General features: G+C 72.3%; 23 protein-coding genes. 8 read left to right on the plus strand and 15 right to left on the minus strand.

The window, feature by feature from the left end; translation table 11 throughout:
- Positions 1 to 4 precede the first annotated feature (4 nt).
- The 6 genes from GEV10_12830 to GEV10_12855 form a co-directional block, all read right to left on the minus strand.
- Entirely contained in the window at positions 5 to 232 is a 228-nt protein-coding gene (locus GEV10_12830) for a DUF1963 domain-containing protein (protein ID MQA79340.1), read from the minus strand.
- Positions 103 to 831 carry a DUF1963 domain-containing protein gene (locus GEV10_12835; GenBank protein MQA79341.1) on the minus strand — a complete coding sequence of 243 codons (729 nt, stop codon included), beginning with the start codon at positions 829 to 831 and terminating at the stop codon, positions 103 to 105. Before GEV10_12835 ends, GEV10_12830 begins: the two co-directional genes overlap by 130 nt.
- Complete coding sequence (locus tag GEV10_12840) at positions 789 to 2417, minus strand: alpha-amylase (protein MQA79342.1); 1629 nt, start codon at positions 2415 to 2417, stop codon at positions 789 to 791. Before GEV10_12840 ends, GEV10_12835 begins: the two co-directional genes overlap by 43 nt.
- A 29-nt stretch (positions 2418 to 2446) precedes the next feature.
- A complete protein-coding gene (locus tag GEV10_12845) occupies positions 2447 to 3292 on the minus strand; it encodes an ABC transporter permease subunit (GenBank protein MQA79343.1) in 846 nt (281 codons plus the stop codon).
- 77 nt (positions 3293 to 3369) lie between these two features.
- Entirely contained in the window at positions 3370 to 4377 is a 1008-nt protein-coding gene (locus GEV10_12850) for an ABC transporter permease subunit (protein ID MQA79344.1), read from the minus strand.
- A gap of 77 nt (positions 4378 to 4454) precedes the next feature.
- The gene (locus GEV10_12855) at positions 4455 to 5765 is read right to left on the minus strand and encodes an extracellular solute-binding protein (protein ID MQA79345.1); all 1311 of its coding nucleotides are present in this window, start codon (positions 5763 to 5765) and stop codon (positions 4455 to 4457) included.
- A gap of 239 nt (positions 5766 to 6004) precedes the next feature.
- Here GEV10_12855 and GEV10_12860 point away from each other — a divergent pair, with 239 nt between their 5' ends.
- Positions 6005 to 7510: a leucyl aminopeptidase gene (locus GEV10_12860; GenBank protein MQA79346.1), complete on the plus strand. Its 1506-nt coding sequence runs from the start codon at positions 6005 to 6007 to the stop codon at positions 7508 to 7510.
- A gap of 16 nt (positions 7511 to 7526) precedes the next feature.
- On the opposite strand, the gene GEV10_12865 is transcribed toward GEV10_12860, so the two are convergent.
- The 4 genes from GEV10_12865 to GEV10_12880 form a co-directional block, all read right to left on the minus strand.
- Positions 7527 to 7877, minus strand: a complete 351-nt coding sequence (locus GEV10_12865; GenBank protein ID MQA79347.1) for a hypothetical protein — start codon at positions 7875 to 7877, stop codon at positions 7527 to 7529.
- Between the two features lie 41 nt (positions 7878 to 7918).
- Complete coding sequence (locus GEV10_12870) at positions 7919 to 10456, minus strand: hypothetical protein (protein MQA79348.1); 2538 nt, start codon at positions 10454 to 10456, stop codon at positions 7919 to 7921.
- An 82-nt stretch (positions 10457 to 10538) separates the two neighbouring features.
- Positions 10539 to 13022 carry a hypothetical protein gene (locus GEV10_12875; protein MQA79349.1) on the minus strand — a complete coding sequence of 828 codons (2484 nt, stop codon included), beginning with the start codon at positions 13020 to 13022 and terminating at the stop codon, positions 10539 to 10541.
- Between the two features lie 38 nt (positions 13023 to 13060).
- A complete protein-coding gene (locus tag GEV10_12880) occupies positions 13061 to 13564 on the minus strand; it encodes a MogA/MoaB family molybdenum cofactor biosynthesis protein (protein MQA79350.1) in 504 nt (167 codons plus the stop codon).
- 184 nt (positions 13565 to 13748) lie between these two features.
- On the opposite strand from GEV10_12880, the gene lpdA reads away from it, so the two are divergent.
- Both lpdA and sucB read left to right on the plus strand, forming a co-directional pair.
- The gene (gene lpdA / locus GEV10_12885) at positions 13749 to 15137 is read left to right on the plus strand and encodes a dihydrolipoyl dehydrogenase (GenBank protein ID MQA79351.1); all 1389 of its coding nucleotides are present in this window, start codon (positions 13749 to 13751) and stop codon (positions 15135 to 15137) included.
- Positions 15138 to 15189: 52 nt separating this feature from the next.
- On the plus strand, positions 15190 to 17001 hold the full coding sequence (gene sucB, locus GEV10_12890) for a 2-oxoglutarate dehydrogenase, E2 component, dihydrolipoamide succinyltransferase (GenBank protein MQA79352.1): 1812 nt from the start codon (positions 15190 to 15192) through the stop codon (positions 16999 to 17001).
- A 4-nt stretch (positions 17002 to 17005) separates the two neighbouring features.
- Here sucB and GEV10_12895 read toward each other — a convergent pair whose 3' ends face one another.
- The 5 genes from GEV10_12895 to GEV10_12915 form a co-directional block, all read right to left on the minus strand.
- Positions 17006 to 18262 (minus strand): DUF362 domain-containing protein, encoded by a 1257-nt coding sequence (locus tag GEV10_12895; protein MQA79353.1) that lies wholly within the window; start codon positions 18260 to 18262, stop codon positions 17006 to 17008.
- Positions 18263 to 18305: 43 nt separating this feature from the next.
- On the minus strand, positions 18306 to 18497 hold the full coding sequence (locus GEV10_12900) for a hypothetical protein (protein MQA79354.1): 192 nt from the start codon (positions 18495 to 18497) through the stop codon (positions 18306 to 18308).
- Between the two features lie 39 nt (positions 18498 to 18536).
- The gene (locus GEV10_12905) at positions 18537 to 19670 is read right to left on the minus strand and encodes a hypothetical protein (GenBank protein MQA79355.1); all 1134 of its coding nucleotides are present in this window, start codon (positions 19668 to 19670) and stop codon (positions 18537 to 18539) included.
- 66 nt (positions 19671 to 19736) lie between these two features.
- Complete coding sequence (locus GEV10_12910) at positions 19737 to 20192, minus strand: hypothetical protein (protein ID MQA79356.1); 456 nt, start codon at positions 20190 to 20192, stop codon at positions 19737 to 19739.
- Positions 20189 to 21238, minus strand: coding sequence for an oxidoreductase (locus GEV10_12915; protein ID MQA79357.1), 1050 nt, complete (start codon positions 21236 to 21238; stop codon positions 20189 to 20191). Before GEV10_12915 ends, GEV10_12910 begins: the two co-directional genes overlap by 4 nt.
- 41 nt (positions 21239 to 21279) lie before the next feature.
- Between GEV10_12915 and GEV10_12920 the strand changes: the two genes are divergently transcribed.
- The 5 genes from GEV10_12920 (at position 21280) to GEV10_12940 (ending at position 26498) form a co-directional block, all read left to right on the plus strand.
- Positions 21280 to 22065 (plus strand): HAD-IIA family hydrolase, encoded by a 786-nt coding sequence (locus GEV10_12920; GenBank protein ID MQA79358.1) that lies wholly within the window; start codon positions 21280 to 21282, stop codon positions 22063 to 22065.
- A gap of 142 nt (positions 22066 to 22207) precedes the next feature.
- Entirely contained in the window at positions 22208 to 23983 is a 1776-nt protein-coding gene (locus GEV10_12925; protein ID MQA79359.1) for a beta-galactosidase, read from the plus strand.
- A 59-nt stretch (positions 23984 to 24042) separates the two neighbouring features.
- Positions 24043 to 24732: a lipoyl(octanoyl) transferase LipB gene (lipB, locus tag GEV10_12930; protein ID MQA79360.1), complete on the plus strand. Its 690-nt coding sequence runs from the start codon at positions 24043 to 24045 to the stop codon at positions 24730 to 24732.
- 106 nt (positions 24733 to 24838) lie between these two features.
- Positions 24839 to 25792, plus strand: a complete 954-nt coding sequence (lipA, locus tag GEV10_12935) for a lipoyl synthase (protein MQA79361.1) — start codon at positions 24839 to 24841, stop codon at positions 25790 to 25792.
- A 19-nt stretch (positions 25793 to 25811) separates the two neighbouring features.
- A complete protein-coding gene (locus GEV10_12940; protein MQA79362.1) occupies positions 25812 to 26498 on the plus strand; it encodes a DUF4191 family protein in 687 nt (228 codons plus the stop codon).
- Positions 26499 to 26525 lie beyond the last annotated feature (27 nt).

A 26525-nucleotide genomic window follows, 5' to 3' on the forward strand; every position in this document is an offset into this window, starting at 1 on the left:
GCGCTCAGCCGCAGTCCCAGTGGTAGGCGATGTCCCAGGTGTCTCCGTGGGCGAGGCGGTGGGGGTTGCCGAAGAGGTGCCCGACGCCCGCGCCGGCCCACATCACGCCGAGGTCCTCGTCGGTGTCGAGCTGGACGAGCAGCGGCCAAGGCGCGTGCTTCGCCGCGGGTCGTACTGGACGAAGCTCGGGTAGCCGCCGATCCGGCCGCCCTGCGGGTTGAGCGGCTCCCAGACGTCGGCCCGGTCACGGCCGGTGAACCGCTCGATCTCGCTCCAGGGCAGGTCACGCTGCAGTCGCGTCGTTTCCACGCTCTCCCAGTCCGGCATGTCGAGGGCGGGCGTGAACGCCATCGCCACGGGTCCCGGCCGGTCGAGCGGCGTGTGCGCCTCCGGCGGGGTGGGGGTCGGCGCACCGGGCTCGACGACGGACGGACCGCTCGGGCCGGGGAAGTAGCGCACGTCGAAGCCGTCGCGCACCCGCGGGTTCCCCAGCAGCTGACCGAGCACCTCGTCGGCGCCGACGAACCACTGGAGCAGGCCCGCCCTCGGGAACCCCGGCAGGGCCGGGACCTGCTCGAAGTTCAGCTGCAGGACGAAGGTCATCGGCACGCCACGGACGTCGACCGGCCACGGCGCACCATGCGGCAGGTACGGGTGCCCGCCGACGTGACAGTCACCGACGCCCGGCGCGCCGTCGGCGGCGCCGAAGGTCACGGCCGGCTTGGCGTACGGGGCGAGCTGGTACCTGAACGGTTCGAGCTCGCCGGGCAGCGGCAACGGCTCCTGCGTCATCGACCGGCCGATCCGTTCGTCGTGCTCGGGAGCACCCACGCGGCCGTGTCCCGCGGCAGGTGTCCGCCGGTGTCGAGGGCGCCGCTGGTCGCGAGCACCTCGCCGTCGGGGAGGGGCACCGGAGAGTCCCCGGCGTTGACCACGCAGACCAGGCCGCCCCGCGTGAACGCGAGCACGCCCGGCGGCGCGTCGAGCCAGCCGATCGTCTCGTTCTGCTCGATCACCTCGCGTCCGAGCACACTCGAGGCGAGCAGGCCGCGGCGCAGGCGCAGCGCCGACCGGGTGAACGCGAGCGTCGACGCCTCGTCGGAATCCTGCGCCTCGACCGACGTGTCGCCCCAGCCCGCCGGCTGCGGCAGCCACGGCGCGGCGGTGGCGCCCGCCGGGGAGAACCCGTACGACGCACCGTCGCGGGTCCACGGCAGCGGGACGCGGCAGCCGTCCCGCGTGCGCCCGCTGCGGAACCAGGCGGGGTCCTGCCGCGCGCCGGGCGGCACGTCGACCTCGGGCAGGCCGAGCTCCTGGCCCTGGTACAGGTACACCGTGCCCGGCAGCGCGAGCATCAGCAGCAGCGCCGCCCGCGCGCGGGCGTGCCCCCGCGACCCGCCGCCGTACCTCGTCGCCGAGCGCACGACGTCGTGGTTCTCCGTCACCCAGGTGACCGGCCCGCCGTTGACCGTCGACGCGGCCAGCAGGTCGTCGATCGTCGACCGGAGGGCCGCGGGATCCCAGGGCGTGTGGATGAACGCGAACGCGAAGCCGAGGTGCAGCTCGTCGGGGCGCACGTAGCGCGCGGCGCGGTCGGCGGGCAGGTTGATCTCGCCGACGAGGCAGCGGGGCGGGTCGTAGGTGTCGGCGATCCGCCGCCACCGCCGGTACACGTCGTGCACCTCTTCCCTGTCGCACGCCAGCGGGTTGCTGCGCAGCAGCAGCGGTCGCTGGACGGACGGGTCGGGCAGGTCGGGCAGGTCGGCGGCCTTGAACAGACCGTGCGCGACGTCGATGCGCACACCGTCGAACCCCCGGTCGAACCAGAACCGCAGGACCCCGTCGAAGAGCTCGGCGGTCGCCGGGTGGTCCCAGTTCCAGTCCGGCTGCTCGGGGGCGTACATGTGCAGGTACCACTCCCCCGGCATGCCGTCGGGCCCGACCACCCGCGTCCATGCCGGTCCGCCGAAGACGCTCGTCCAGTTGTTCGGCGGCTCGCCTCCGTCCTCGCCCCGTCCGGGCCTGAAGTGGAAGCGCTCCCGCTCCGGCGAGCCCGGGCCCGCCGCGAGCGCCGCGCGGAAGAGCGGGTGCTCGCTGGAGCAGTGGTTGGGCACCAGGTCGACGAGCATCCGCAGGCCGTGGTCGTGCGCGACCGCGAGCAGCCGGTCGACGTCACCGAGGGTGCCGAACAGCGGGTCGACGTCGACGTAGTCGCTCACGTCGTACCCGTGGTCGGCCTGCGGTGACGTCTGGAACGGCGTCAACCACACGGCGTCGACGCCGAGGCCCACGACGTGGCCGAACCGCTCCGCGATGCCGGCGAGATCGCCGACGCCGTCACCGTCGGCGTCGGCGAAGCTGCGCGGGTACACCTGGTAGACGACCGCGTCGCGCCACCAGTCCGTGCTGTCGACCATGCACCAGACCCTAATGGGGTGGGCCGGGCCTACTTCACGCCTCCGGTCGTCAGGCCGGCGATGATCCGGCGCTGGAAGATGAGCACGGCCACGACGAGCGGCACGGTCACGAGCACACCGGCCGCCATCTGCGTGCCGAACGGCTGGTCGAACCCGTACGCGCCGGTGAACTTCGAGATCGCCACGGTCGCGGTCTGCATCTCCTTCTCGTTCACCATCGACAGCGCGATGATGAACTCGTTCCACGCCGCGATGAAGGTGATGATCGCGGTGGTGAACACGCCCGGTGCGGCGAGCGGGATGATGATCTTGCGGAACGCCTGGCCCGGGGTGCAGCCGTCGATCATCGCCGCCTGCTCGAGGTCGAACGGCAGCTGCCGGAAGAACGCGGTGAGGTTGAACACCGCGAGCGGCAACGCGAACGACAGGCTGGGCAGGATCATCGCCTGGTAGGTGTTGATCCAGCTCTCGCCCCAGATCGAGCCGAGGAACGCGCCAACGGGTCCCAGGTTCCCCCAGTCCGTGAACGCCTTGAGCAGCGGCACGATGAGCGAGATGCCGGGGAACATCGACGTGGCGATGATGACCGCCAGCACCACGTTCTTGAACCTGAAGTCCAGGCGCGCGAGCGCGTACGCCGCGAACGTGCCGATGATCAGGGTGAGGATCGTCGCCGTGCCGGCGACGATGAGGCTGTTCAGCAACGACCGGCCGAAGCCGACGTCGGGCTTGAACACCGCGACGAAGTTCTCGATCGAGATCGGCCACGGGATCGGCAGGTTGCTGAACTGGTCGTCGGGACGCCGGAAGGCCGAGACCACCATCCAGTAGAACGGGACGAGGCAGTAGACGATGATCACGGCGACGCCGATCATCGGCCAGACGTTGCGCTCCCTCTTGACCTTCACCGGCTGGGTGGCCGGGGCGCTGGGCGCGCGTTCTGCGACGGTCGTCATGATGCCGCACCTCCGGTTGCCGTCGTCGCGGTCGGCGCCTTCGCCCGCGGGGTCTTCTTCCGCTGCGACTTGGCCGCGCCGATGACGTCGGCGCCGAGCAGCCTGACGAACAGGAACGCGATGACCGCGACATAGAGGAACAGGATCGTCGCGTAGGCGGCCGCCGGTCCGTATCTCGTCTGGTTCGCCTCGTCGAACGCGAGCATCGAGAGCACTTCGACCGAGTCCTTGCGCGGACCGATGAGCACGTACGGCAGGTCGAACATGCGCAACGAGTCGAGCAGCCGGAACAGAACGGCGACGAGCAGGGCGGGCTTGGCGAGCGGCAAGGTGATGCGGAACAGCTGGGTCCAGCCGCTCGCACCGTCGACCTTCGCCGCCTCGTAGACCTCGCCGGGGATCGTCTGGAGCCCGGCGAGCACGAGCAGGCCGATGAACGGCGCCGTCTTCCAGGTGTCGGCGAGGATGATGGCGACCTTGGCCTGCCACCCCTCCGTGGTCCACAGGATCTCGGTCCGCAGCAACGCGTTCGCGGCGCCGTCGGGCTGGAAGATCCACTTCCACAGCAGTGCGGAGACGGCGGTCGGGATCGCCCACGGCACCAGGATGCTCGCTCGCAGGATGCCCCGGCCGCGGAAGGCCCGGTGCATCACCAGTGCCATCGCGACGCCGATGAAGGTCTCGAAGAGCACCGTCGTGACCGTGAAGAACGTCGTGTTGTAGAGGGCGTTGACGAACCTGTCCGCCCCGGCACCGGCGAACATCGCCGCGTAGTTGCCGAGGCCGACGAACTGGTCGCCCTCGATGACGAAGCCCTGCGCGTCGAGGCCCTCGCCCTCCCGGTACAGGGAGGTGTAGAGAGCGGAGATGATCGGGTAGAGGACGACGAGACCGAGCACGGCCATCGTCGGTGAGACCAGGATCGCGGCGAGCCGGCCGGCGCCCTCCTCACGGTTCTTCGGTCTCTTCCCCGCCTTCCGCACTGCTCCTGCGGCAACTGCCATGTCACACCCTCCCCATGGCAACACAGCCGCGGGAGCCGGATGGCGTGTACACGCCATCCGGCTCGCCGCGGAGGTGTCTACTCCGTGATCAGCTTCTCGAGCTCGGCCTGCAGGTCCTTCAGCGCCTGGTCCGACGTCTTCTCGCCGTTCATCGCGCCGTATGCCGCCTCCTGGAGAGCGACGGTGACATCGCCGTACTTGACCGCCTGGGGACGCGGCTTCGCCGTCTCGATGGACTCCTTGAGGGTCGGCAGGTGCGGGAACTTCTTGACCAGCGCCGGGTCGTCGTACAACCCGCTCCTCGTCGGCGCCTGCGACGTGGCGACGAGGTTGGCCCGCTGGCGTTCCTCACTGGTGAGGAACGTGATGAAGTCGAGCGCCGTGGCCTTGTTCTCCGCGAACGCGCTCACCGCGAGGTTGTGACCGCCGAGCGTCGAGACGCCAGGACCGTCTTGGCCGGGGATCGGGGCCATCGCGAACTTGCCGCCCTTCACCTTCGACGCGCTCTCCTTGTTCATCAGCGCGTTGGCGTACGGCCAGTTGCGCATGAAGACGAGGTCGCCGCTCTGGAACGCCCGTCGTGACGGTTCCTCCTGGTACGTCACGGACGCCTTCGGGAACTCCTTGCTCTTGATGCCGTTGACGAGGAAGTCGAGTCCCGCCTTCGCCTCTGGCGTGTTCACGTCGGGCTTGCCACTGTCGTCGAGGACCGCGCCGCCCGCGGAGTTGATGGCCTCGGAGAAGTTGCAGGTGAGGCCCTCGTACTTGTCGAACTGGCCGGCGTAACAGCTCATGCCCTTGCCCTCGGGGAGCGCGAGCACCTTGTCGCAGGCCGCCTTCATCTCGTCCCAGGTCTTGGGCGGCTCGGCGACCTTGGCCTTCTTCAGCAGGTCGCTGCGGTAGTACAGCAGCGCGCCGTCGGAGAAGTTCGGCACCGCGTACATGTTGCCGCGGTACGTCGCGCTCGTGATCGTGGGCTTGAGGAACGCCTCGGTGTCCACCTCGTCCTTGGGGATCGGCAGCACCCAGCGGTTGGCCGCGAACTCCGCGGTCCAGACCACGTCGAGGCTGAGGATGCCGTACTCCTTCGACTTCGTCTGTGCGTTCTGCACCATCTGCTGACGCTGCGCGTCAGCGGACTCGGGCAGCTCGACGATGCGGACCTTCTCGTCGGGATGACTCTTGTTCCAGGCGTCGACCTGGTTCTGCTGGTTGCCCGAGGTGTCCTTGCCGGTGGCGTAGGTCACGGGTCCGCGGCCGCTGAAAGCGTCCTTGTCCGTGCTACCGCCGCCGCCGTCGTCACCGCCACCACCGCCGCCGCCACACGCCGCGAGCATGGCGACCGCGACCAGTGCGACGCCTCCGCGCGCTAGATACCGCCCTACCATTCGTGCCCCTTCCGACCTCTTCGTCGAAACGCGCCGGGGTCTCGCCCGTACCGGCCTCTCACCGGCGGCGCCGTGGATGGTGCCCTGACCTTGCCGCATGGAAAGTACCAAGGGAAGTACTCGTGATGGCTCCGTTACCCGCGAAATGGCGCGCGCGGCGTTTCGCGGACACACGCGACAGGCGAGAATCCGCTGCGTAGCCGTACGATCGGGCTCGGCAACGCCTCGAAAGGAGCCCCGTGACCGCATCAGTGCTCAGCAGGAAGTCGCCCGCTTCGGCCCGCGCCGACGCCGTGGTGGTCGGCCTCGTCCCGTCCGGCGACGACCCGGGCCCGACCCTCGCCCCCGGCGCCGAGGACCTCGTCAAGGCGTCCCGGCGGGCGAAGCGAGGGCTCGTGGAGAGCCTCGCGGTGGTGCGGGCAGGCACCAAGGTCGGCGCCGTCACCCGCATCCCCGCGCCGGCCGGGTTGGCGGCCGACACGGTGGTCGCGGTGGGGCTCGGGGCCTGGTCGGACGACTCCGCGGGCCTCGACACACTGCGCGCGGCCGCCGCGACCGCCGTCCGCAGTCTCGCCGGCACCGGGACCGTCGTCGTCGCCCTCCCGGCGGCGACACCGGAGCAGGTCGCCGCCGTGACCCTCGGAGCCGAGCTTGGCGCGTACACCTTCGACCGGTACCGCACCACGCCGAGGGCGGAGGCGGCGCCCGTCGGCCAGGTCACGGTGACGAGCGACCGGGCCGGCGACCGTGCCACGAAGGCGGCGTTCGCCCGCGCGCAGCAGGTCGCGGCCGGCGTCCGCCTGGCCCGCGATCTCGTCAACACCGCGCCGTCCGACCAGAGCCCCGCCGGGCTCGCCGACGCCGCGGTGCGCACGGGCAAGGACCACGGCCTCAAGGTGCAGGTGCTCGACGAGAAGGCGCTGGCCAAGGGCGGCTACGGCGGTCTCGTCGGCGTCGGTCAGGGATCCGTGAACCCGCCGCGGCTGATCCGGGTGGCGTACACGCACCCCCGCGCGAAGAAGACCCTCGCGCTGTGCGGCAAGGGCATCACGTTCGACTCAGGCGGTCTTTCCCTCAAGACGAACGACGGCATGGCCGCGATGAAGTGCGATATGGGCGGCGCGGCCGCGGTGCTCGGCACGCTGGTCGCGGTGAGCCGGATCAAGCCGAAGGTCAACGTCGTCGGCTACCTCGCGTGCGCGGAGAACATGCCGAGCGGCTCGGCCCAGCGGCCGTCCGACGTGCTCACGACGTACGGCGGGACGACGGTGGAGGTGCTCAACACCGACGCCGAGGGTCGCCTCGTCCTCGCCGACGCCCTCGCCCGCGCCGTCGAGGACGAGCCCGACATCCTCGTCGACATCGCGACGCTGACCGGCGCCCAGATGGTCGCGCTCGGCCACCGGTACTTCGCCGTGCTCGGCGACGACGAGACCCGCGCCGCGGTCGTGGCGGCGGCCGATCGCGCCGGCGAGCCGGCCTGGCCGATGCCCCTCCCCCCGGACGGCCGTGAGCACCTCTCCTCCGACGTCGCCGACATCGCCAACGTCGCCCGCCACCGGCACGCCGGCATGCTCCTCGCCGGTGTCTTCCTCAAGGCGTTCGTGCCCGACGGCCAGGCGTGGGTCCACCTCGACATCGCCGGTCCCGCCTTCAGTGACAAGGCCGACGGCTACACGAGCAAGGGCGGCACGGGAGTCACGGTCCGCACCATGGTGGAGCTGGCCGAGAGCCTGGCCGGCTGAGCCTGCGCCTCGGGCCTCAGCGGTCCTCGAGGCGGCGGCGGTCGGCGAGGCGTTGCTCCTGGGCGCGGCGGGCGTTCCACTCGCGCATGCGCTGGGGATAGCCGACGACGGCGGCGTCGTAGCTCGGGATGCCGAGGCGGTTGGCGAAGTCGTGGGCGTAACGGGGACCAGGGACGCGCCGGCGGGTCCACTCGCCGTCGACGGCGACCAGGACGAGCGTCGTCTCGGTCACCGCGGTCTTGGGCTCGACGAAGCCCTCGACGCCCCGCCGCGACCGCGCGAACTCCTCGAGGTGCGCGAGGTCGGCCCGGTCGGCCTCACGCAGCCGCCCGGACTTCGCCTTCTTGCGGCGCAACCATCGGGCCACGACCACGCTCCTCTCGACGGACGCCACGGGAGCGTCTCACCCTAGGGTGAACGATCGGGCATGGCCCGGGTTCCCGCTCCACCGGCGCGGGAGTCCGGCTGTCCGGGGAGCGGCCAGCTGCTCCCCTGCGCGATCGGCTGGAAGTATCGAAGCAGATCGTCGCTCATCGCGGCGCCGAGATCCCAGTGTTCGGTCACCTCGGTGCACACGTCGTTCGCGGACCGTTCGGTGAAGCCCGCGGCCTCACCCTCGGCGACCCTGCGCGCCGTCCGCAGGACGGAGGCGAGGCTGCGGGTCGGCGCCTTGCTCCTGCGCTCGTGCAGGGGACGGTCGAGCTCGGCCCACAACGCGTCGACCAGGTCGCCGAGCTCGACGGGCTCGCCGGCGTTCGCCTCGTCCGACGGGAAGCGCCACCACGGGTGGCGCTCGTACAGGTCGCCGGGCACGTGCGCGGCCGGCACCGGGCCGAAGCGGCGGCCGAACGAGCGCATCGCGTCGTCGAGCGCCCGCATGCCGGCGACGGGGAAGAGCCCGGCGAGGCGTTCGTCCTGCAACTCGTCGGCGACGAGCTGCGCTCCCGACCGCACCGCGCACAGCAGGTGCCAGCGCGGGTAGTCGAGCAGCCGCGTGGTGTCGACGAGGTCGGCGAACATCACCTCGACCGCCCGCCTGCCGCCGTTCGCGAGCGCGGCGATCCAGTCCTCCCGCCAGGCGGTGCCGTCGATCCCGTCGAGCACGCCCGCGCCGAAGACCCGGCACAGGCCGGCGAGACCGGGCCGCAGCTCGCCCCGCCACAGGTGCCTGGACACGCCGTGCAGCAGCGGCCGCGACAGTGCCGCATCGGCACCGAACATGCCCGGACCCCAGCCGTACCGGCTCACCATCGTCGGACGGGTGGACGACCGCCAGTCCGAGATCGGCGCCCCGAGCTCGTCCTCCCACGCCCGCAGCACCTCGGTCAGCGCGCCGTTGTCGACGGCCTCGAGCTCCGCGTCGACGACGAGCACCGCGCATCCGCCCGACGTCACCTCGCGGTCGTCGTCGCCGCGGCGGCGCAGCAGCTCGACCGAGAGCGCCGCGCGATGCCCCCCGCGGCCGAACGCGCCGCGGACGGTGGCCGCCGTGACGACGCGACCGGCGACCGGCGCGTGGGCGAGGTCGGGGTCGGTCACGACCAGGTGGTCGCCGCGGACCTCGGCGCCGAGCGAGGCGTCGGCCCAGAGGACCGCGCCGTCGGCTCCGAGCGCCTGGACCATCGCGGTCGCGGTCCGCGGCTCGAACAGGTCGCCGAACGCGGACAGCGTGCCGCGGACCATCCGCTCCGCGAGCTCGGCCGAGGCGCCCGCGCCGCCGTCACCCGGCATCGGCAGCTCGATGCGCCAGACCCCGCGGCCGGGGTACCAGCGCGGGTGCATCGGCAGGCCGGCGCGGTTGGCCGCCGACTCCGCGGGCGGGTCGAGCACCCACCACCAGTGCGAGTTGGGGAACCTCGGCGCGGTGCGGCCGACCGCGACGCCGAAGTGGCACGTCGGCGCGGTGAGCAGGGCGTCGATCCTGGCGATCTCGGCGCGGTCGACGAACTCCGCCGCCGCCCGGTCGCGGTACGTCGTGACGAGCAGCTCGAGCGCGGACCTCATCGACCTGGCCCGCGTCCAGTCGGCGTCGTCCGCGACGGTCTGCGCCACCTGCGTCGCGTCGTCGACGTAGTCGGCGACCCAGGACGGCAGGACGTGGTCGAGCAGGTCACCGACCCTCGCCTCGAACGCGGGGAAGTCGGCGATCCGCAGCTCCGGGACGCCGTACATCCGGACGAGTCCCGTCATCGCCGGGTGCAGGTCGCCCCGCTTGAGCGCCGCGAGCGTGCCCTCGATCACGGCCGCGGGCGTGCCCGCCATCTCCGGTCCCGCGGCGACCGGGCTGACCAGGCGCTCGCGGAGACCGACCAGGAGGTCGCCGGTGGTGGGGCAGGCGGCGTCGTACGTGAAGTGCGCGCCCGACCGCGCCACGACCTCGGCGAAGTCGGCCTCCGAGCGGCCCTCCTCCAGGAGCTCGGCGAGCTCCGCGGCGATCGCGCCCGGGTCGACGTCGGCGACCTCGACGAGCCGGCCGAGGCCGTGCTCGACCTCCTCGAGCACCCGGCTCGTGGTCGCACAACCCTTGGCATAGAGCATCACCAGGAGGGAGTGCAGGCGCGGACAGGCCGACAGCCCGGTGGCGACCCGCGCGGCCGGGACCGGAGCCGAGGTCAGGGCCGGCACCTCGGCGGCCCTCGCGGACGCGGGCACGTGGGCCGCGGCCTCGGCCAGCCGGTCGCGCAGCCGGGTCAGGAAGAGCTCGGCGCTGCCGTACTCGGTGTACGGCGTGAACCGGGCGCCGGACTCCACGATGACGCTGACGTAGTCGTACTCCGACCCGGCCGACTCGCAGAGCTCGTCGAGCTCGGTGGCCACGGCCGCCACGTCGTCGCAGGCCTCATCGGCGTGACCGGTGAGGAACTCGATCGGGTCGGGCCGCTCGGTGCGCCAGTCGTCGGCGAGCGTGCCGAGGAGCCGTCGCACGAGCGGATAGGCAGTAGTCATCGAGCTACTCATCGTCACCACCACACCAGACGCTACTCCTCCCGGCCGCGCGAGGGGTAGACCGCGAGGTCACGGCGCGGCGTCAGGTGCTGCCCTTCGGCAGGGTCCAGAGGCTCTCGTGGTGCTTGATCGGCTGGAAGTACCCGAGCACCTGGTGCGACAGCGCCGCGTCCGCGCTCCAGCCCTCCAGGACCAGCCCGCACACCGTCTCGGCGTCGCGCGCACCGAAGCCGACGAGCGTGCCGTCGAGGACGCGCTCGCACCCGCGCAGGATCGTCGTGAGCGTCGACGTCTCCGCACCGGTGGGCCGGTCGGTGCGGTCGAGCTCCGAGCGCAGGCCGACGACGAGCTGCCGCAGGTCCGCCTGTTCATCACCGGCAGGAGTGCCCGCCGGGTAACGCCACCACTTGTGGATCCGGTGGAGCCGGCCGGGCACCGCGGACAGCGGGACCGGCCCGAACAGGTGGCCGAACGCGCGCATCGCCACGTCGAGCGTGCGTACCCGGTGCGGGTCGACGAGCCCGGCGAGCCGCTCGCCCCCGAGCTCCTCGTCGACGAACTGGATGCCCGACCTCGTGGCGCACAGGACGTACCACTCCCGCGCGCTGAGCTCCCTGGTCCAGTGCACGAGCCGCCCGACGAACTCCGCCCATCCGTCGGCGCCCACGTAGCGCAGGGCCGCGATCCAGTCGTCCTCCCACGGACGCCCGTCGAGGTGGTCGAACAGCTCGTCCGCGTACACCCGTGCGAGGCCGGTCAGCCCGAGCTGCAGGTCGCCGTCCCAGAGGTGGCGGGAGATCCCGGTCAGCAGCGGGTGCGCCCGGGGCGGATCGTGCGCGAACGTCTCGCCCTCCCAGCCGTACCGCCCGATCAGCGTGGGTGCCACGGCCGAGCACCAGTCGAGGAGAGGCGCGCCGAGCTCGTACTCCCAGCCGCGCAGGGCCTCCGCGAGCGTGCCGTCGCCGTCGGACGCCGGGGACCGGTCAACCACCAGCACGGCCCATCCCCAGGAGTCGTCGCCGGCGGAGGCCCCGCCGACCGGTCCCACCAGCTCGGCCGACCAACAGGCGTCGACGTCGCCGACCGTCCCGCGGATCGTCGCCGAGGTGATCACGCGCTCGCCGTCGGGGGCGGCCGCGAGTCGCGCGTCGTCGACCACGAGGCGGTCGCCGATGACCCGCGCGGACAGCGACCTGCCCGCCCACCGCGCGCTGCCGCCGTCGCCGAGCACCTGGACCGCGACGGTGGCGTCCCGCGGCGCGAAGACACCGGCGAGCCCGACCAGCCCGGCGCGGATCATCCGCGCCGACAGGTGCGCCGGCGCGTTCGGCTGGGCGGCGTCGTCCTCGCGGACGTCGACGCGCGCCTGCCAGGTGCCCCACCCGCGGTACCACCGCAGGTGCGTGGGCAGGCCGACGTGCCCGACGGCACCCTGCGCCTCCTGGCGCCACCACCAGTGGGAGTCGGGGAGCTCGGGCTCGGACGAGCCGGCGACCCGGCCGAACCGCGCGACGGGCGACCTCAGCAGGCCGTCGATCACCGCCACCTGGTGCGGGTCGACGAACGCCGCCGCGTCGGAGCCGGCGAACTCCGTCACGAGCAGCTCGATCGCCGACCGCATCCACCGCGCCCTGGTCCAGGTCGCGTCGTCGACCACGCACTGGGCGACGTGGCAGGCACGGTCGACGTACCGCTCCACCCACTGGGGCAGGACCTTGTCGAGACGGTCGGCAAACCTCGACCGGAAGCCGGCGAACTCCCCCGTCCGCAGGGCCGGGGTCGCGTAGCGGCGGACGAGTCCCGTCATCGCCCGGCCGAACGCCCCGTGCGACAGCGCGTCGAGCGTCTCCGTGGTGACGGCGCCCGGGTCGACCATCGGCCGCGGCAGCCCGGCGCCGAGCTCGGCCACCTGCTCGCGCAGGTCGCGCCAGAACTGCTCGACCGTCCCGGCCCTGGAGTAGTACGCACCGGCGTCGCTGAGGAAGTGCGTGTGCTCCGACCGGGACCAGCCGGACGAGAGCAGCCGGTCGATCTCGGCGAGCAGGGACGCGGGCTCGATCCCCTCGAGCTCCACGAGATCGCGCGTCTCGAGCCCCAGGTGGTCGACGACGTCGACGTCGTCGCTGTGGTCACGCCAGCCCGACCACAGGGACCTGAGCAGGCGGCGCAGGAGGGGGAAGTCGACGGCCTCCGGCTCGGGCACCGGCGCACGCGCCCTCGGCGGGGACGACGGGCCGGCGGGCGGCGGCGCGGCCAGGCGGTCGCGCAGCGTCCGGACGAACGACTCGGCCGAGGGGAACTCGCCGTAGGGACTGAAGTGCGCTCCCGACTCGATGACGACCTGGATGTAGTGGAACTCCGAGGTCGACGCCGCCAGCAGGTCGTCGAGCTCGCCGACGAGCGTCTCGGCGTGGGCACGGTCACCGGCGGCCTGGGCGCGCGCGCCCGCGACGAGGAAGCCGACCGCGTCCTCGTTCGCCGCGCGCCAGCTCCCCGTCATGGTTCCCAGCAGCCGCCGGAGCGCGGGATACTGCGCGGCTGCCGCCGCCGACCTGCCCTCTGCCACGCGCCGAACCTACTGGCCTGCGGCGATGATCGGCACCCTCACGGCGTTCCGTGTGTCCGTGGGTGGTCACCGCCGCGCAGCTGGTCGAGGGCGTGGACGAGGATCGGTTCGAGCACGGCGAGCCCGTCGCGGACACCGCCGCGCGAGCCCGGCAGGTTGACCACCAGCGTGCGACCTGCCACTCCCGCGACGCCGCGGGACAGGATCGCCGTCGGCACGTGCGCCAGACCCCGCGCGCGAATGGCCTCGGCGATGCCCGGCACCTGGTGGTCGACGACACGCTCGGTCATCTCGGGAGTGCGGTCGGTCGGCGAGATCCCCGTCCCCCCGGTTGTGACGACGATCTCACAGCCGTCCGCGATCGCGTCACGCAGCGCGACCTCCACCGGCTCGCCGTCGGGCACGACGACGGGGCCTGACACGGCGAACCCGAGGCCGGACAGGGCCTCCGCGATCAACGGTCCCGTCGTGTCCTCGTAGACGCCCGCGCTCGCCCTGTTGGAAACGGTCACCACTCGTGCGCTTCCGGTCACGTCGCTCATGGGGTGCGAGCGTACGGGGAGGTCGGGGCGTTCGTACCGGACGTACCGGGCTATCGCCCCGTTTCCGGACGGTGCCCGGCAGGTGACAAGATGGCATCCGGGTAGGTCGCCACGTTGGCACCCTGTAGGTCGACACGTTGGCATCCTGTAGGTCGGCACAGAGGCATGAGCGAAGGAGCGTCAGGTGACGGACGCGGGCACGAACTCGTACGACCTCGTCGTTCTCGGTGGTGGCAGCGGCGGGTACGCGGCGGCGTTCCGCGCGGCCGAGCTCGGCATGACGGTCGCGGTCGTCGAGAAGGACAAGTTCGGCGGCACGTGCCTGCACCGCGGCTGCATCCCGACCAAGGCGCTGCTCCATGCGGCCGAGGTCGCCGACCAGGTCCAGCACAGTGCCGACTTCGGCGTCACCGCCACGTTCGGCGGCATCGACATCGAGCAGGTCAACGCGTACAAGGACAAGGTGGTCGGCGGCCTGTACAAAGGCCTCACCGGCCTGGCCAAGGCGCACAAGGTCGCGCTGATCGAGGGCGAGGGACGGGTCGAGAGCCCGACCACCGTGCGGGTCGGCGACCAGGTCCTCACCGGCAGGCACCTGCTGCTCGGCACGGGCTCGGTGCCCAAGAGCCTCCCCGGCCTGGAGATCGACGGGCAGCGGATCATCACCAGCGACCACGCGCTGCGGATGAACTGGATCCCGAAGTCGGCCGTCATCCTCGGCGGCGGCGTGATCGGCGTCGAGTTCGCGAGCGTCTGGCGGTCGTTCGGCGCCGACGTGACGATCGTCGAGATGCTGCCCCACCTGCTCCCCCCCGAGGACCTCTCCAGCCAGAAGCTCATCGAGCGGGCGTTCCGCCGGCGCAAGATCACCGCCGAGCTCGGCGCGAGGTTCGAGGGCGTCAAGACCACGGAGACCGGCGTCACCGTGTCGCTCGAGGGCGGCAAGACGATCGACGCCGAGGTCCTCCTCGTCGCGGTCGGCCGCGGGCCCGTGTCGTCCGGTCTCGGCTACGAGGAGATCGGCGTGCGCGTCGACCGCGGCTTCGTGCAGGTCGACGAGTACTGCCAGACCAGCGTGCCCGGCGTCTCGGCCGTCGGCGACCTCATCCCGACCCTGCAGCTCGCGCACGTCGGCTTCGCCGAGGGCATCCTCGTCGCCGAGCGCCTCGGCGGGCTCGACCCGGTGCCGATCGACTACGCCGGCGTCCCCCGCATCACGTACTCCAACCCGGAGGTCGCCTCGGTCGGCCTCACCGAGCAGCAGGCCGTGGAGAGGTACGGCGCCGACGCCGTCACCACGTTCGACTACAACCTCGCCGGCAACGGCAAGAGCCAGATCCTCAAGACCTCGGGAGCGGTCAAGCTCGTCCAGCAGAAGGACGGCCCTGTGGTGGGCATCCACATGGTGGGCGAGCGGATGGGCGAGCTCTCCGCGGAGGCCCAGCTCATCTACAACTGGGAGGCGTTGCCGGCCGACGTCGCTCAGCTCATCCACCCGCACCCGACCCAGTCGGAGGCGATCGGCGAGGCACACCTCGCCCTCGCCGGCAAACCGCTTCACGTTCACGGCTAGCGGCCCCCGCTAGGCACGACAGCAACGGCGCATTAAAGGAAAGGGACGACGCATGTCGGTCTCCGTCACGATGCCGCAGCTCGGTGAGAGCGTGACCGAAGGCACGGTCACGCGCTGGCTGAAGCAAGAAGGCGAGCAGGTCCAGGCGGACGAACCGCTGCTCGAGGTCTCCACCGACAAGGTCGACACCGAGATCCCCGCCCCCACCTCGGGCACGTTGCTGCAGATCAAGGTCGGCGAGGACGAGACCGTCCAGGTCGGCGCCGAGCTGGCGACGATCGGCGAGGCGAGCGAGTCCGGCGGCGGCGCGCCGCAGTCCGACGGCCAGGCGCAGGCACCCCAGCAGCAGGCGCCTCCCCCGCAGCAGGAGGAGCCGGCACCACAGCAGCCGGCTGAGCCGGCGGCGCAGGAGCCGCAGCAGTCGGCGCCGCCGCAGCAGTCCGGTGGTGGCGGCGGCTCGGCGGCGGGCACGCCGGTGACCATGCCGCAGCTCGGCGAGAGCGTGACCGAGGGCACGGTCACCCGCTGGCTGAAGCAGGAGGGCGACCAGGTACAGGCCGACGAGCCGCTGCTCGAGGTCTCCACCGACAAGGTCGACACCGAGATCCCCGCCCCCACGTCCGGCACGCTGCTGCAGATCAAGGTCGGCGAGGACGAGACCGTCCAGGTCGGCGCCGAGCTCGCCACCATCGGCGACGCCGGCGCGCAGGCGTCCGCGCCGGCACCGCAGCACGCGGCCCCGCAGCAGCAGCAGCAGGAGCCGCCCGCACCCGCCGCCCCGGCGCAACAGGCACCGACGCCGCCGGAGCCGCAGGCTCCCCCGCGGCAGCAGGCTCCCCCACCGCCGCCGGCCGCTCCCACACCGCAGGCCACTCCCGCGCCGCCGGCGGCACCCGCACCACAGCAGGGGCCGGGGGGCGGCGAGGGTCCGTACCTCACGCCGCTGGTCCGCAAGCTCGCCGCCGAGCACGGCGTCGACGTCTCGGCACTGCAGGGCAGCGGTGTCGGCGGGCGCATCCGCAAGCAGGACGTCCTCGACGCCGCGAAGCGGCAGCAGTCCGCGCCGCGGCAGCAGGCACCGGCGGCCCCCGCGGCGGGTGCCCCGGCGCACGCGGCTCCGTCCGAGGCCGCCGACCGGCTGCGCGGCACGACGGAGAAGATGTCGCGCCTGCGGTCGATCCTCGCCAAGCGCATGGTCGAGTCGCTGCAGATCGCGGCGCAGCTGACCACCGTCGTCGAGGCCGACGTCACGAAGATCGCGCGGCTCCGCAACCGCGCGAAGGCCGACTTCCAGGCACGCGAGGGCGTGAAGCTGTCGTTCATGCCGTTCTTCGCGCTCGCGACGGTCGAGGCCCTGAAGCAGCACCCGAAGCTCAACGCGAGCATCGACGCCGATACCAACGAGGTCACGTACTACGACGCCGAGCACCTCGGCATCGCGATCGACACCGAGCGCGGCCTGGTCGCCGCCGTGGCGCACCACGCCGGCGACCTCAACCTCGCCGGGCTGGCCAGGAAGATCACCGACCTCGCCGAGCGCACCAGGGCCAACAAGGTGTCCCCCGACGAGCTCGGCGGCGCCACGTTCACGCTGAGCAACACCGGGAGCCGCGGGGCGCTCTTCGACACCCCGATCATCGTGCAGCCGCAGATGGGCATCCTCGGCACGGGCACGGTCGTGAAGCGCGCGGTCGTGATCGACGACGAGGACCTCGGCGAGACCATCGCCGTCCGGCACATGGTCTACCTCGCGCTCACCTACGACCACCGCCTGGTCGACGGCGCCGACGCCGCCCGCTTCCTGACCACGATCAAGGAGCGCCTCGAGGAGGGCAACTTCGAGGCCGACCTCGGCCTCGACTGACTGCCTAACCGAGGCGCAGGCGGCCCGTCCCGTCGAACCCGACAGCGACCGGGTCGCCGACGACCTCGATGTCCTTTGCCTCGCCCGCGCTGCGCTCCGACAGCCACAGCTCGTCGAGGCGGAGCGTGCTCTCGACGACGGCGGCGCGTACGTCGCCCATCCGCTCCGGCTTGAGCGCCTGCCAGACCGCCTCGAACACGGCGCGGTCGTCCGGCAGCGTCATCGGCACGGCGGCCCGGACCGGGCTGCCGCTGGTGAGGCAGTTGACGTAGGTCGCGTCGCGGTCGACGGAGTCGGCGAGCCGCTGCGTAGTGAAGTCGGCGAGGCCTACGCCGGTGGCGTTGCCGTGCGACGCCTCGGTCAGGTCGAGCACGGCGAGGTACGCGATCCGCGGGCGGGCGGGCTCGGGGAGTCCCTGGACCCGGAGCCGGCCGATGATGTTGGTGTCCATGCCGGTGCCGCTGATGTCCTTGCCCATCTCGAGGACGACGCAGAGGTCGAGGTCGTCGACGGGCAGGTACGGCATGCGCTCCCTCGCGACGTCGAGCAGCGCCGCTTCGCGCACGCGGATGTCGGCGGCGGGGATCCCCTCGACGAGTGCGGGCTGCTCGTGGGCGTTCTCGACCACGGCGATCGCGCCGAGCACCGGGAGCCGTGCCAGGACGACGTCGGCGATCGACTCGACCGCCTGCTCCATGCTGCCCCAGCCGAGCCGGTGCACCATGCTCGCGCCGCGCGCCCGGCCCATGCCGACCGAGAGCATCTTCATGACGCCGCTCTCGTACGTGCCGTGGAACGACGTATGCGGCTTGACCCGGTTGACGACAAGGACGGCGTCTGCCTCGGCCGCCTCGCGGGCGGCGAGCACCGGGAGGTCGGCGACCGGCGCGGTCGTATGACCGATGTCCACGACGTCGGCCGAGCACGAGATCTCGGTGCCGACGGAGGCCTCGATCACGCCGAGGCTGTCGAGCAGGTCGCGCTGGCCCGCGGCCGTGCCACCACCGTGGCTGCCCATCGCGGTGAAGAGGAACGGCCGGTGGCCCGCGGCGCGGAGGGCGTCGACGGCGGCACGGTAGACCTCCGCCGCCCGCGCCATGCCCCTGCTGCCGGCGGTGATCGCGACCCGCGCCCCCTGCGGCACGTTCCCGCTCGCGAGCAACCGGTCGACCTCCGCCCGCACCGTCGCCGGGAGGTCGTCGACCGCGTCGGCCGAGAAGCGCTGCCGTACCCGCACCATCCGCAACACGTCGGTCGTCATCGCACCATTCTGCTACGGGTGCTCGGGCCGAGAGACTCTTTCGTTACGAACGCTTCCTGCCGCGCAGCCCGAACACGATCCCGGCGACGCCCACGACGAGCATGACGACGCCGATGGCGGCCCACTTCGGGTCACCGGTCATCGTGCTGCCCTGGAGGATGTCGACTCCCTGGAGCGTGAAGACGCCCCCGGCCAGCGCGACGAGCACCCCGAGCACGAATGCGACGGTGCGCATGCCGCCTCCCCTTCGCCGTTGCGACCCGACGCGTGCCACTCACCCGGCCCGGCGGACGTCGGCGACCAGCCAGGCGTCGCCCACCCTACGCAGGCTCAGTCGCCAGCTCACCGCACCACGCCCCGGCTCGCGACGGACGACCCGGCCCGCGGCGTCGACCACGTCGTACGCCGGGAGCCGGTCGGTGACGAGCAGCGTCGCCGCGGTGGGCGAGACGGCGTGCGCGCGCACGGTCAGCAGCCGCAGCCGGAGGTCGCCGACCCGCAGGCCGGCACGCACGTACCTGCGCAGCGTCGCGGTGTCGGACGCGAGCGCGCGCGAGCCGGGGACGTAGACGTCGCGCAACAGGGCGACGTCGCCGTCGCCGTACGCGACGGACCTGCGCCGGTCGAGCTCCGCCACCCTCGCGCGCCAGGACGCCGCAGGGTCGGGAGCCGGCGTACGCGTCGCGGTGGTGCTCGCCGCCGGCGACTCGCTCGGCGCCGTGCGCGCCGGAGGCTCACGCCCGGCACCCTCCCAGAGCAGCGCGCCGGCCAGGACGAGCAGCGGCACCAGTGCCACGGCGAGCAGTCGGCTCCTGCCGCGCACGAGGTCGGCGCCGGTCGAGGCCACGCGCTGCCACCGCGGCACCGCACCGGTCGAGGCGACCGGACGCCGCAGCGCGCCGGGCCGGAACGGGTCGGGAGACATGGGTACGGTGGGAGACACGGGTCCGGTGGGAGGCACTGGCCCGATGGGAGGCGTGGCGCCGGGGTTCACCGCGCCGGGGTGCACCATGCCGGGATGCGCCGCGCCGATGCGTACCGGCTCGGCCCGGCACGCCCCGAGCACCTTCGCCGCGAGCGCCGCCGCCGTGCCCCCGGTGGCCGCCTCGCGCAGCACCGCGACGAGGGCGTGCGGCGGGTACGGCCCGACCAGGCCGGACCCGAGCTCGGCGAGCGCACGCACGTCGCCCTCGCGGTCGGCGCCGGGCGACATCCGAGACGGCCCGCACAGCCGCGGGCGCCCGCCGGCGTCGAGCTCGATCGCGGCGGCCGTCACCGCTCCGTGCACCGCGCCCGCAGCGTGCCACCGGGCCAGCTCGCCCGCCACGGAGGCGATCACGGTCACCACCTCGCCCGGGCGCAGGGAGGAGCGCGCGGCGAGCAGCGTGTCGAGCCTGATCTCGGACATCGGGTCATCGTGCCCGTTCCGGCGCAGGCGCCGCAGAACTCGTCCACAGGCTCCCGGCGGGGGACGTCAGCGTGACACGTGGGCGAGGACGCCGAACGCGGTCGCGGCGCCGGTCAGCGTCAGCATGGTCCAGGCGACGAGACGGAACCGGCGGCGGTGCGCGGGCAGCTCGCCGGGCAGGGCGAAGACGCGCGCGGGCCACATCCGCCACGACACCACGCAGAACACGGCGGTGGCCGCCACGAGCGCGACGGCGGACGCGACGACCGACGCCCACCACAGCGCACCGTCACCCGGCGCCAGGAGCACGAGCCCGACACCGGACGCGGCGAGCACGCCGATCAGCCCGACGACCTTCCAGCGCGCGCCGGAGCCGAGGATGACGAGCAGCTCCTCCGCCCGTCCGCCGAGGACCCGCTCGACCCGCGGCTGCACGACCGCGAGGCTGTACGCCATCGCGCCGAACCACACCGCGGCGGCGAAGACGTGGGCGGCCGTGACGACGAGGGTGAGGAACGTCATCGGGCGACGACGGCGTCCTGTTGCGCGAGGGTACGCGCGTCGGCCAGCAGCCGTTGCGTCTCGAGCGCGTCGTGTGGATCGACCGGCATCGGCTCGCGGTCCCGCAGCGCCCGGGCGACGCCGGCGTAGAACTCCTGCCAGGCGCCGCGTTCCGGCGTCACCCACTCCCACTGGTCACCGCATTCGAGCCAACCCCAGCGGTCGTCGATCTCCGCGCCGTACGCCGCATGCATCGGACGGATGCCGGCGCGCAGCTGGTCCTCCTGCCGGTCGATCCGGTCGGCGACGAACGCGGCATCGGTGCCGAGGACCCGCAGCCGCGGGCCGGGCGCGCCGAACACCGCACCGACGGAGAGGTGGGCGTGCACGCCGTTCTCGTGCCGCAGCACCAGGAACACGGCATCGTCGGAGACGCCGCCGCGCACGGCGCGGACGTCCGCGTGCACCACCTCCGCGGCACCGAACAGCTGGCACGCCTGGTCGACGACGTGGCTGCCGAGGTCGAGCAGCGAGCCACCGCCCCGCTCCGGCGGCACGGTGTCGCGCCACCGGTCGGAGCGCACGGCGGGCTGCCAGCGCTCGAACCGCGACTCGTAACGCACGACCTCGCCCAGCGATCCGGCGTCGAGCAGCCGCCGCAGTGTGAGGTGGTCGGAGTCCCAGCGGCGGTTGTGGAAGACGGTCACCGCGACACCGCGGTCCGACGCGGCGGAGAGCAGCTCCTCGGCCTCGCGCGGGTCGGTCGCGAACGGCTTGTCGACGACGACGGGCACGTCACGGCGGACGGCCTCGAGCGCGAGCGGCACGTGCGACTCCGTGGGTGTCGCGACCACGACGAGGTCGACGTCGGACGCGCGACGCCAGAGCTCGTCGACCCTGTCGAAGACGATCACCCCGGGCAACGCCACCCGCGCCTGCCGCTGCCGTTCCCTGTTACCCGTCACCACCGACGTGATGCGCATGCCCTCCTGCGCCTGCACGAGCGGCGCGTGGAAGACGCTCCCGGCGAGGCCGTACCCCACGATCGCGACGCGAATCTCCCGCATACCGGCTCACGGTAGCGGTGCGGACCCGGCAGGATGAAGACATGACACCGCCGGATCGCAAGCCCATCGAGTGCTGGCTGACCGACATGGACGGCGTTCTCGTGCACGAGGGCGTCCCCGTCGCCGGTGCCCAGGAGTTCATCGGGCGGCTCCAGGCGTCCGGCAGGCGTTACCTGGTGCTCACCAACAACTCGATCTACACGCCGCGAGACCTCCGTGCCCGCCTGCTCGTCGCCGGCATCGACGTGCCCGTCGACCGCATCTGGACGTCCGCGCTCGCGACCGCGTCGTTCCTCGACACGCAACGCCCCGGCGGCACCGCCCACGTCGTCGGGGAGGCCGGCCTGACGACCGCACTGCACGAGATCGGCTACGTCCTCACCGACAACGAGCCCGACTACGTCGTGCTCGGCGAGACCAGGACGTACAGCTTCGAGGGGATCACCCGGGCGATCAGGCTGATCGACCGCGGCTCGCGGTTCATCGCCACCAACCCCGACGCGACCGGGCCGAGCAACGAGGGCGCGCTGCCCGCCACCGGCGCCGTCGCGGCGCTGATCACCAAGGCGACGGGCGTGCAGCCGTACTTCGTCGGCAAGCCCAACCCGCTGATGATGCGCAGTGCGCTCAACGCGGTCGAGGGTCACAGCGAGTCGACCGCCATGATCGGCGACCGGATGGACACCGACATCATCGCCGGCATGGAGGCGGGGCTCGAGACGATCCTCGTCCTGACCGGCGTGACCACCAGGAGCGACGTCGAGCGGCACCCGTTCCGTCCCCACCGGGTCGTCGAGTCCATCGCCGATCTCCTCGACGAGATCTGACCGGGATATGCAGACGTATGGCACGATTCCATCGCATCTCAACACCGGTGAGTGACCGTCGGCGAGCGCAAATCAAACGCTCGGAAGATCAGACGGAGAGTGCCCGTCCCGCCACGGGCGGCAGGGTTTAGGGTCGGTCGTCGTGACGAGTTTTCAGGTCGGACCCGACGCCTTTCTCCTCGACGGCAGGCCCTTCCGCGTCATCAGCGGCGCCATGCACTACTTCCGCACCCTTCCCGAGCAGCACGGCCGGCGACTCGAGCTGTTGCGCGGCATGGGCCTGAACACGATCGAGACCTACGTCGCCTGGAACGTCCACGAACCGCTGCCCGGCAGGTACGTCTGGAACGGACTGGCCGACCTGGAGGGGTTCCTCGACGCCGTCGCGGACCTCGGCATGTACGCCATCGTCCGTCCCGGCCCCTACATCTGCGCCGAGTGGGACAACGGCGGCCTGCCCGCGTGGCTGCTCCGCGACCGCTCGGCACGCGTCCGCTGCTACGACACCAACTACCTCGCCGCCGTCGACAGGTGGTTCGACCAGCTGGTCCCCCGGCTCGCCGCGCGCCAGATCCACCGCGGTGGCAACGTGATCATGGTGCAGGTCGAGAACGAGTACGGCCACTACGGCACCGACCGCCCGTACCTCGAGCACCTCGCCGGCGGCCTGCGCGGCCGCGGCATCGAGGTGCCGCTGTTCACCAGTGACGGTCCGACCGACGCCGGTCTCGCGGGCGGCTCGCTGCCCGGGGTGCTGGCGACCGTGAACTTCGGCAGCGGCGCCAAGGACGCGTTCACCACCCTGCGCCGGCACCAGCCCGATGCTCCCCTGATGTGCATGGAGTACTGGAACGGCTGGTTCGACCACTGGGGTGAGCGGCACCACGTGCGGACGGCGGACGACACGGCGCAGAACCTCGGCGAGATCCTCGACCACGGCGCGTCGGTCAACATCTACATGGCCCACGGCGGCACGAGCTTCGGGTTCTGGGCCGGGTCCAACCGCACGGAGTCGGGCGAGCTCGAGCCCACCGTCACGTCGTACGACTACGACGCCCCGCTCGACGAGGCCGGCCGCCCGACCGACAAGTACTGGGCGTACCGCAAGGTGATCGGTAAGCACGTCGAGCTGCCGCCGGAGCCGGTCGTGCGCGGCCACGCCGTCATCCCCGCCACCGACCTCCCCGTCGACGGTCACCTCGACCTGCGGGCCGGCATCGACCGCATCGCCAGGGCCGCGCGCAGCGCGCCCGTCCCCCTCACGTTCGAGGAGCTCGGTATCTCCGGCGGGCTGATGCGCTACCGGTGCACCGTGACCGGTCCGCGGCCGCTCGCACCGCTGCGGTTCGAGGGGCTCGGCGACATCGCGCACGTCTGGGTCGACGACGAGTTCCGCGGCGTGATGTCGGGCACCGAGTCGCTCGATCTCGCCGTGCCGGACGACGGCGCGCGCCTCGAGGTCATCGTGAGCGCGTACGGGCGCACGAACTTCGGCATCGGCATCGGTGACCGTAAGGGCATCGTCGGCGGCGTCGTGCACGGCACGTCGTACCTGCACGGCTGGGAGTCGACGCCGGTGCCGCTCGACGCCCTGCCGATGCTCGACTTCACCGCGCCGCCGTCTCCTGGCGGCACGCGCGACCCGGCGTTCTGGCGTGCCGCCCTCGTCGTCGACACCGCGGCCGACGGCTACCTCGCGATGCCGGGCTGGGACTACGGCGTCGTCTGGGTCAACGGGTTCTGCCTCGGCCGGTACGACGGCGCCAGCGGCCCACAGCAGACGCTGTACCTCCCGTGGCCGCTGCTGCGTCCGGGCAAGAACGAGGTCGCCGTGCTCGAGCTCGGCGAGCCGAGTGGCCGCAAGGCCCCCGTCGTCGCCCTGCGCGACGCCCCCGACCTAGGCCCACCCGAGCGCTGACCTTCGCGTCCGTTCGGGTCGTTCGGGCGCGGGCTAGGCTGGCTCCCGTGACCTCCACGTTGACCTACGTCCACCTCGGGTTCGGCGACGGCGCGGTGCCGTACGAACGCGCGTGGGACGTCCAGCGGCAGACCCACGAGGCCGTGGCCGACGGCACGCGCGACGACACCTGCCTGCTCCTCGAGCACCCGGCCGTCTACACGGCGGGCAAGCGCACCGAACCGTTCGAGCGTCCGACCGACGGCACGCCGGTGGTCGACGTCGACCGCGGCGGCAAGATCACCTGGCACGGCCCCGGCCAGCTGGTCGGCTACCCGATCGTGCGGCTGCGCGACCCGATCGACGTCGTGGCGTATGTCCGCGACGTCGAGGAGATGCTGATCCGCGCCTGCGCCGACGTCGGCGTCGACACCACCCGGGTCGAGGGGCGCAGCGGCGTCTGGCTGCCCGCCGACTCCACGCGCCCGGAGCGCAAGGTCGGCGCGATCGGCATCCGCGTCTCGCGTGGCGTCACCATGCACGGGTTCGCGCTCAACTGCGACTGCGACCTCACCGCGTACGACCGGATCGTGCCGTGCGGCCTCACCGACGTCGGCGTCACGACGCTGTCGGCGGAGGCCGGCCGGCGGGTGGGCGTCGACGAGATGCTGCCCGTCGTCGAGCGGCACCTGGCCGAGGTCCTCGGCTACCGGGCACACGCCCGCGCACCGCAGGGCGAAGTCGCCGACGTGGTTAGGCTGACGGTATGACCGTGCATCCCGCCGCTCCCCTCTGCTCCGCGCCTCGCTCACGTCCGGCACACACGCGGCTGGCGGCAGGCGTCCTCGCTGCGATGCTCACGCCGGAGAGCGGCTCATGACCACCGCCTCCAACGGCCGCGCCCCGAACGGACGCAAGCTGCTCCGCCTCGAGGTGCGCAACGCGCGTACTCCCATCGAACGCAAGCCGCCGTGGATCAAGGTGCGGGTCAACACCGGGCCCGAGTACAAGGAGCTCAAGCGCCTCGTCAAGGACGAGGGCCTCCACACCGTGTGCGAGGAGGCGGGCTGTCCCAACATCTTCGAGTGCTGGGAGGACCGCGAGGCCACGTTCCTCGTCGGCGGCAACGAGTGCACCAGGCGGTGCGACTTCTGCCAGATCGACACCGGCAAGCCGGCGCCGCTCGACCGCGACGAACCGCGCCGGGTCGCCGAGTCCGTGACGACGATGGGCCTGCGCTACGCCACCATCACCGGCGTCTGCCGCGACGACCAGCCCGACCTCGGCGCGTGGCTCTACGCCGAGACCGTCCGCCAGATCCACGAGCAGATCCCCGGCTGCGGCGTCGAGCTGCTCATCCCCGACTTCAACGCCGAGGCCGAGCCGCTCGCCGAGGTCTTCGGATCGACGCCCGAGGTGCTCGCGCACAACGTCGAGACCGTCCCGCGGATCTTCCGCAGGATCCGGCCCGGCTTCCGCTTCGAGCGCTCGCTCGACGTGATCACGCAGGCACGCGACGCCGGGCTCGTCACGAAGTCCAACCTCATCCTCGGCATGGGCGAGGAGCGCGTCGAGGTCACCGAGACGATGCGCCTGCTGCACGACGCCGGCTGCGAGCTGCTCACCATCACCCAGTACCTCCGGCCGTCCGAGCGCCACCACCCGGTCGAGCGCTGGGTCGAGCCGGCGGAGTTCGAGGAGATGGGCGTCGAGGCGTACGAGATGGGCTTCGCCGGCGTGATGAGCGGACCGCTGGTCCGCTCGTCGTACCGCGCCGGTCGCCTGTACCGCCAGGCACTCGAGGCGCGGGCGATCGCCCCGGCGCGATAGCGCCCCGTATCCTCGACGCATGGCCAAGAACCCCGACCAGCCGAAGCGGCTCCAGCAGATCAAGCGGTCCGCGCAGTTCCTCTGGGAGAAGAACAGGCGCGGCTACCTGTGGATCGCCCTCGGGCTCGTCGGCCCCGTCGTCGTCGCGCTGGCGATCGGGTACGCCCTCGACTACCTGCTCTACGCGATCTTCCTCGGCGTGCTCTCCGGCCTGACGGTCGCGATGTTCATCTTCGGCCAGCTCGTCCAGAAGGCCGCGTACAGCAACATCGAGGGCCAGACGGGCGCGGCCGCCGCCGTGCTCGAGGGGCTGCGCGGCGACTGGCAGGTGACGGCCGCCGTCGCGATCAACAAGGACCAGGACGTCATCCACCGCGCCGTCGGACGCCCCGGCGTCGTCCTCGTCGCCGAGGGCTCGTCCCCGCGGCTCGCCCGCCTGCTCGCGGCCGAGAAGAAGAAGATCGCCAGGGTCGCGTTCGACACCCCGATCTACGACCTCAGGTGCGGCACCGGCGACGACGAGGTGCCGCTCAAGAAGCTCCAGTCGCGCATCCTGAAGCTCCCCCGCAACCTCGACAAGAAAGAGGTGTCGGAGGTCAAGCGGCGGATGCGCGCACTCGGCAACAGCCCGCTGCCGATGCCCAAGGGCCCGCTGCCCAAGGGCGCCAGGCAGAAGATGCCGAAGATGCCCAAGGCCCAGCGCTGACGGCCCGGATTCCCTGTCGTAGCAACG

Source organism: Streptosporangiales bacterium, from assembly GCA_009379955.1.
Classification (GTDB): Bacteria; Actinomycetota; Actinomycetes; order Streptosporangiales; family WHST01; genus WHST01.

Excerpts from the sequence above, each read along its gene's own strand:
- GEV10_12840 (MQA79342.1), bottom strand. The coding sequence starts at position 2,417 with ATGGTCGACAGCACGGACTGGTGGCGCGACGCGGTCGTCTACCAGGTG.
- GEV10_12845 (MQA79343.1), bottom strand. The coding sequence starts at position 3,292 with ATGATCGGCGTCGCCGTGATCATCGTCTACTGCCTCGTCCCGTTCTAC.
- GEV10_12850 (MQA79344.1), bottom strand. The coding sequence starts at position 4,377 with ATGGCAGTTGCCGCAGGAGCAGTGCGGAAGGCGGGGAAGAGACCGAAG.
- GEV10_12855 (MQA79345.1), bottom strand. The coding sequence starts at position 5,765 with ATGGTAGGGCGGTATCTAGCGCGCGGAGGCGTCGCACTGGTCGCGGTC.
- GEV10_12870 (MQA79348.1), bottom strand. The coding sequence starts at position 10,456 with ATGACTACTGCCTATCCGCTCGTGCGACGGCTCCTCGGCACGCTCGCC.
- GEV10_12880 (MQA79350.1), bottom strand. The coding sequence starts at position 13,564 with ATGAGCGACGTGACCGGAAGCGCACGAGTGGTGACCGTTTCCAACAGG.
- sucB (MQA79352.1), top strand. The coding sequence starts at position 15,190 with ATGTCGGTCTCCGTCACGATGCCGCAGCTCGGTGAGAGCGTGACCGAA.
- GEV10_12895 (MQA79353.1), bottom strand. The coding sequence starts at position 18,262 with ATGACGACCGACGTGTTGCGGATGGTGCGGGTACGGCAGCGCTTCTCG.
- GEV10_12900 (MQA79354.1), bottom strand. The coding sequence starts at position 18,497 with ATGCGCACCGTCGCATTCGTGCTCGGGGTGCTCGTCGCGCTGGCCGGG.
- GEV10_12905 (MQA79355.1), bottom strand. The coding sequence starts at position 19,670 with ATGTCCGAGATCAGGCTCGACACGCTGCTCGCCGCGCGCTCCTCCCTG.
- GEV10_12910 (MQA79356.1), bottom strand. The coding sequence starts at position 20,192 with ATGACGTTCCTCACCCTCGTCGTCACGGCCGCCCACGTCTTCGCCGCC.
- GEV10_12915 (MQA79357.1), bottom strand. The coding sequence starts at position 21,238 with ATGCGGGAGATTCGCGTCGCGATCGTGGGGTACGGCCTCGCCGGGAGC.
- GEV10_12920 (MQA79358.1), top strand. The coding sequence starts at position 21,280 with ATGACACCGCCGGATCGCAAGCCCATCGAGTGCTGGCTGACCGACATG.
- lipA (MQA79361.1), top strand. The coding sequence starts at position 24,839 with ATGACCACCGCCTCCAACGGCCGCGCCCCGAACGGACGCAAGCTGCTC.
- GEV10_12940 (MQA79362.1), top strand. The coding sequence starts at position 25,812 with ATGGCCAAGAACCCCGACCAGCCGAAGCGGCTCCAGCAGATCAAGCGG.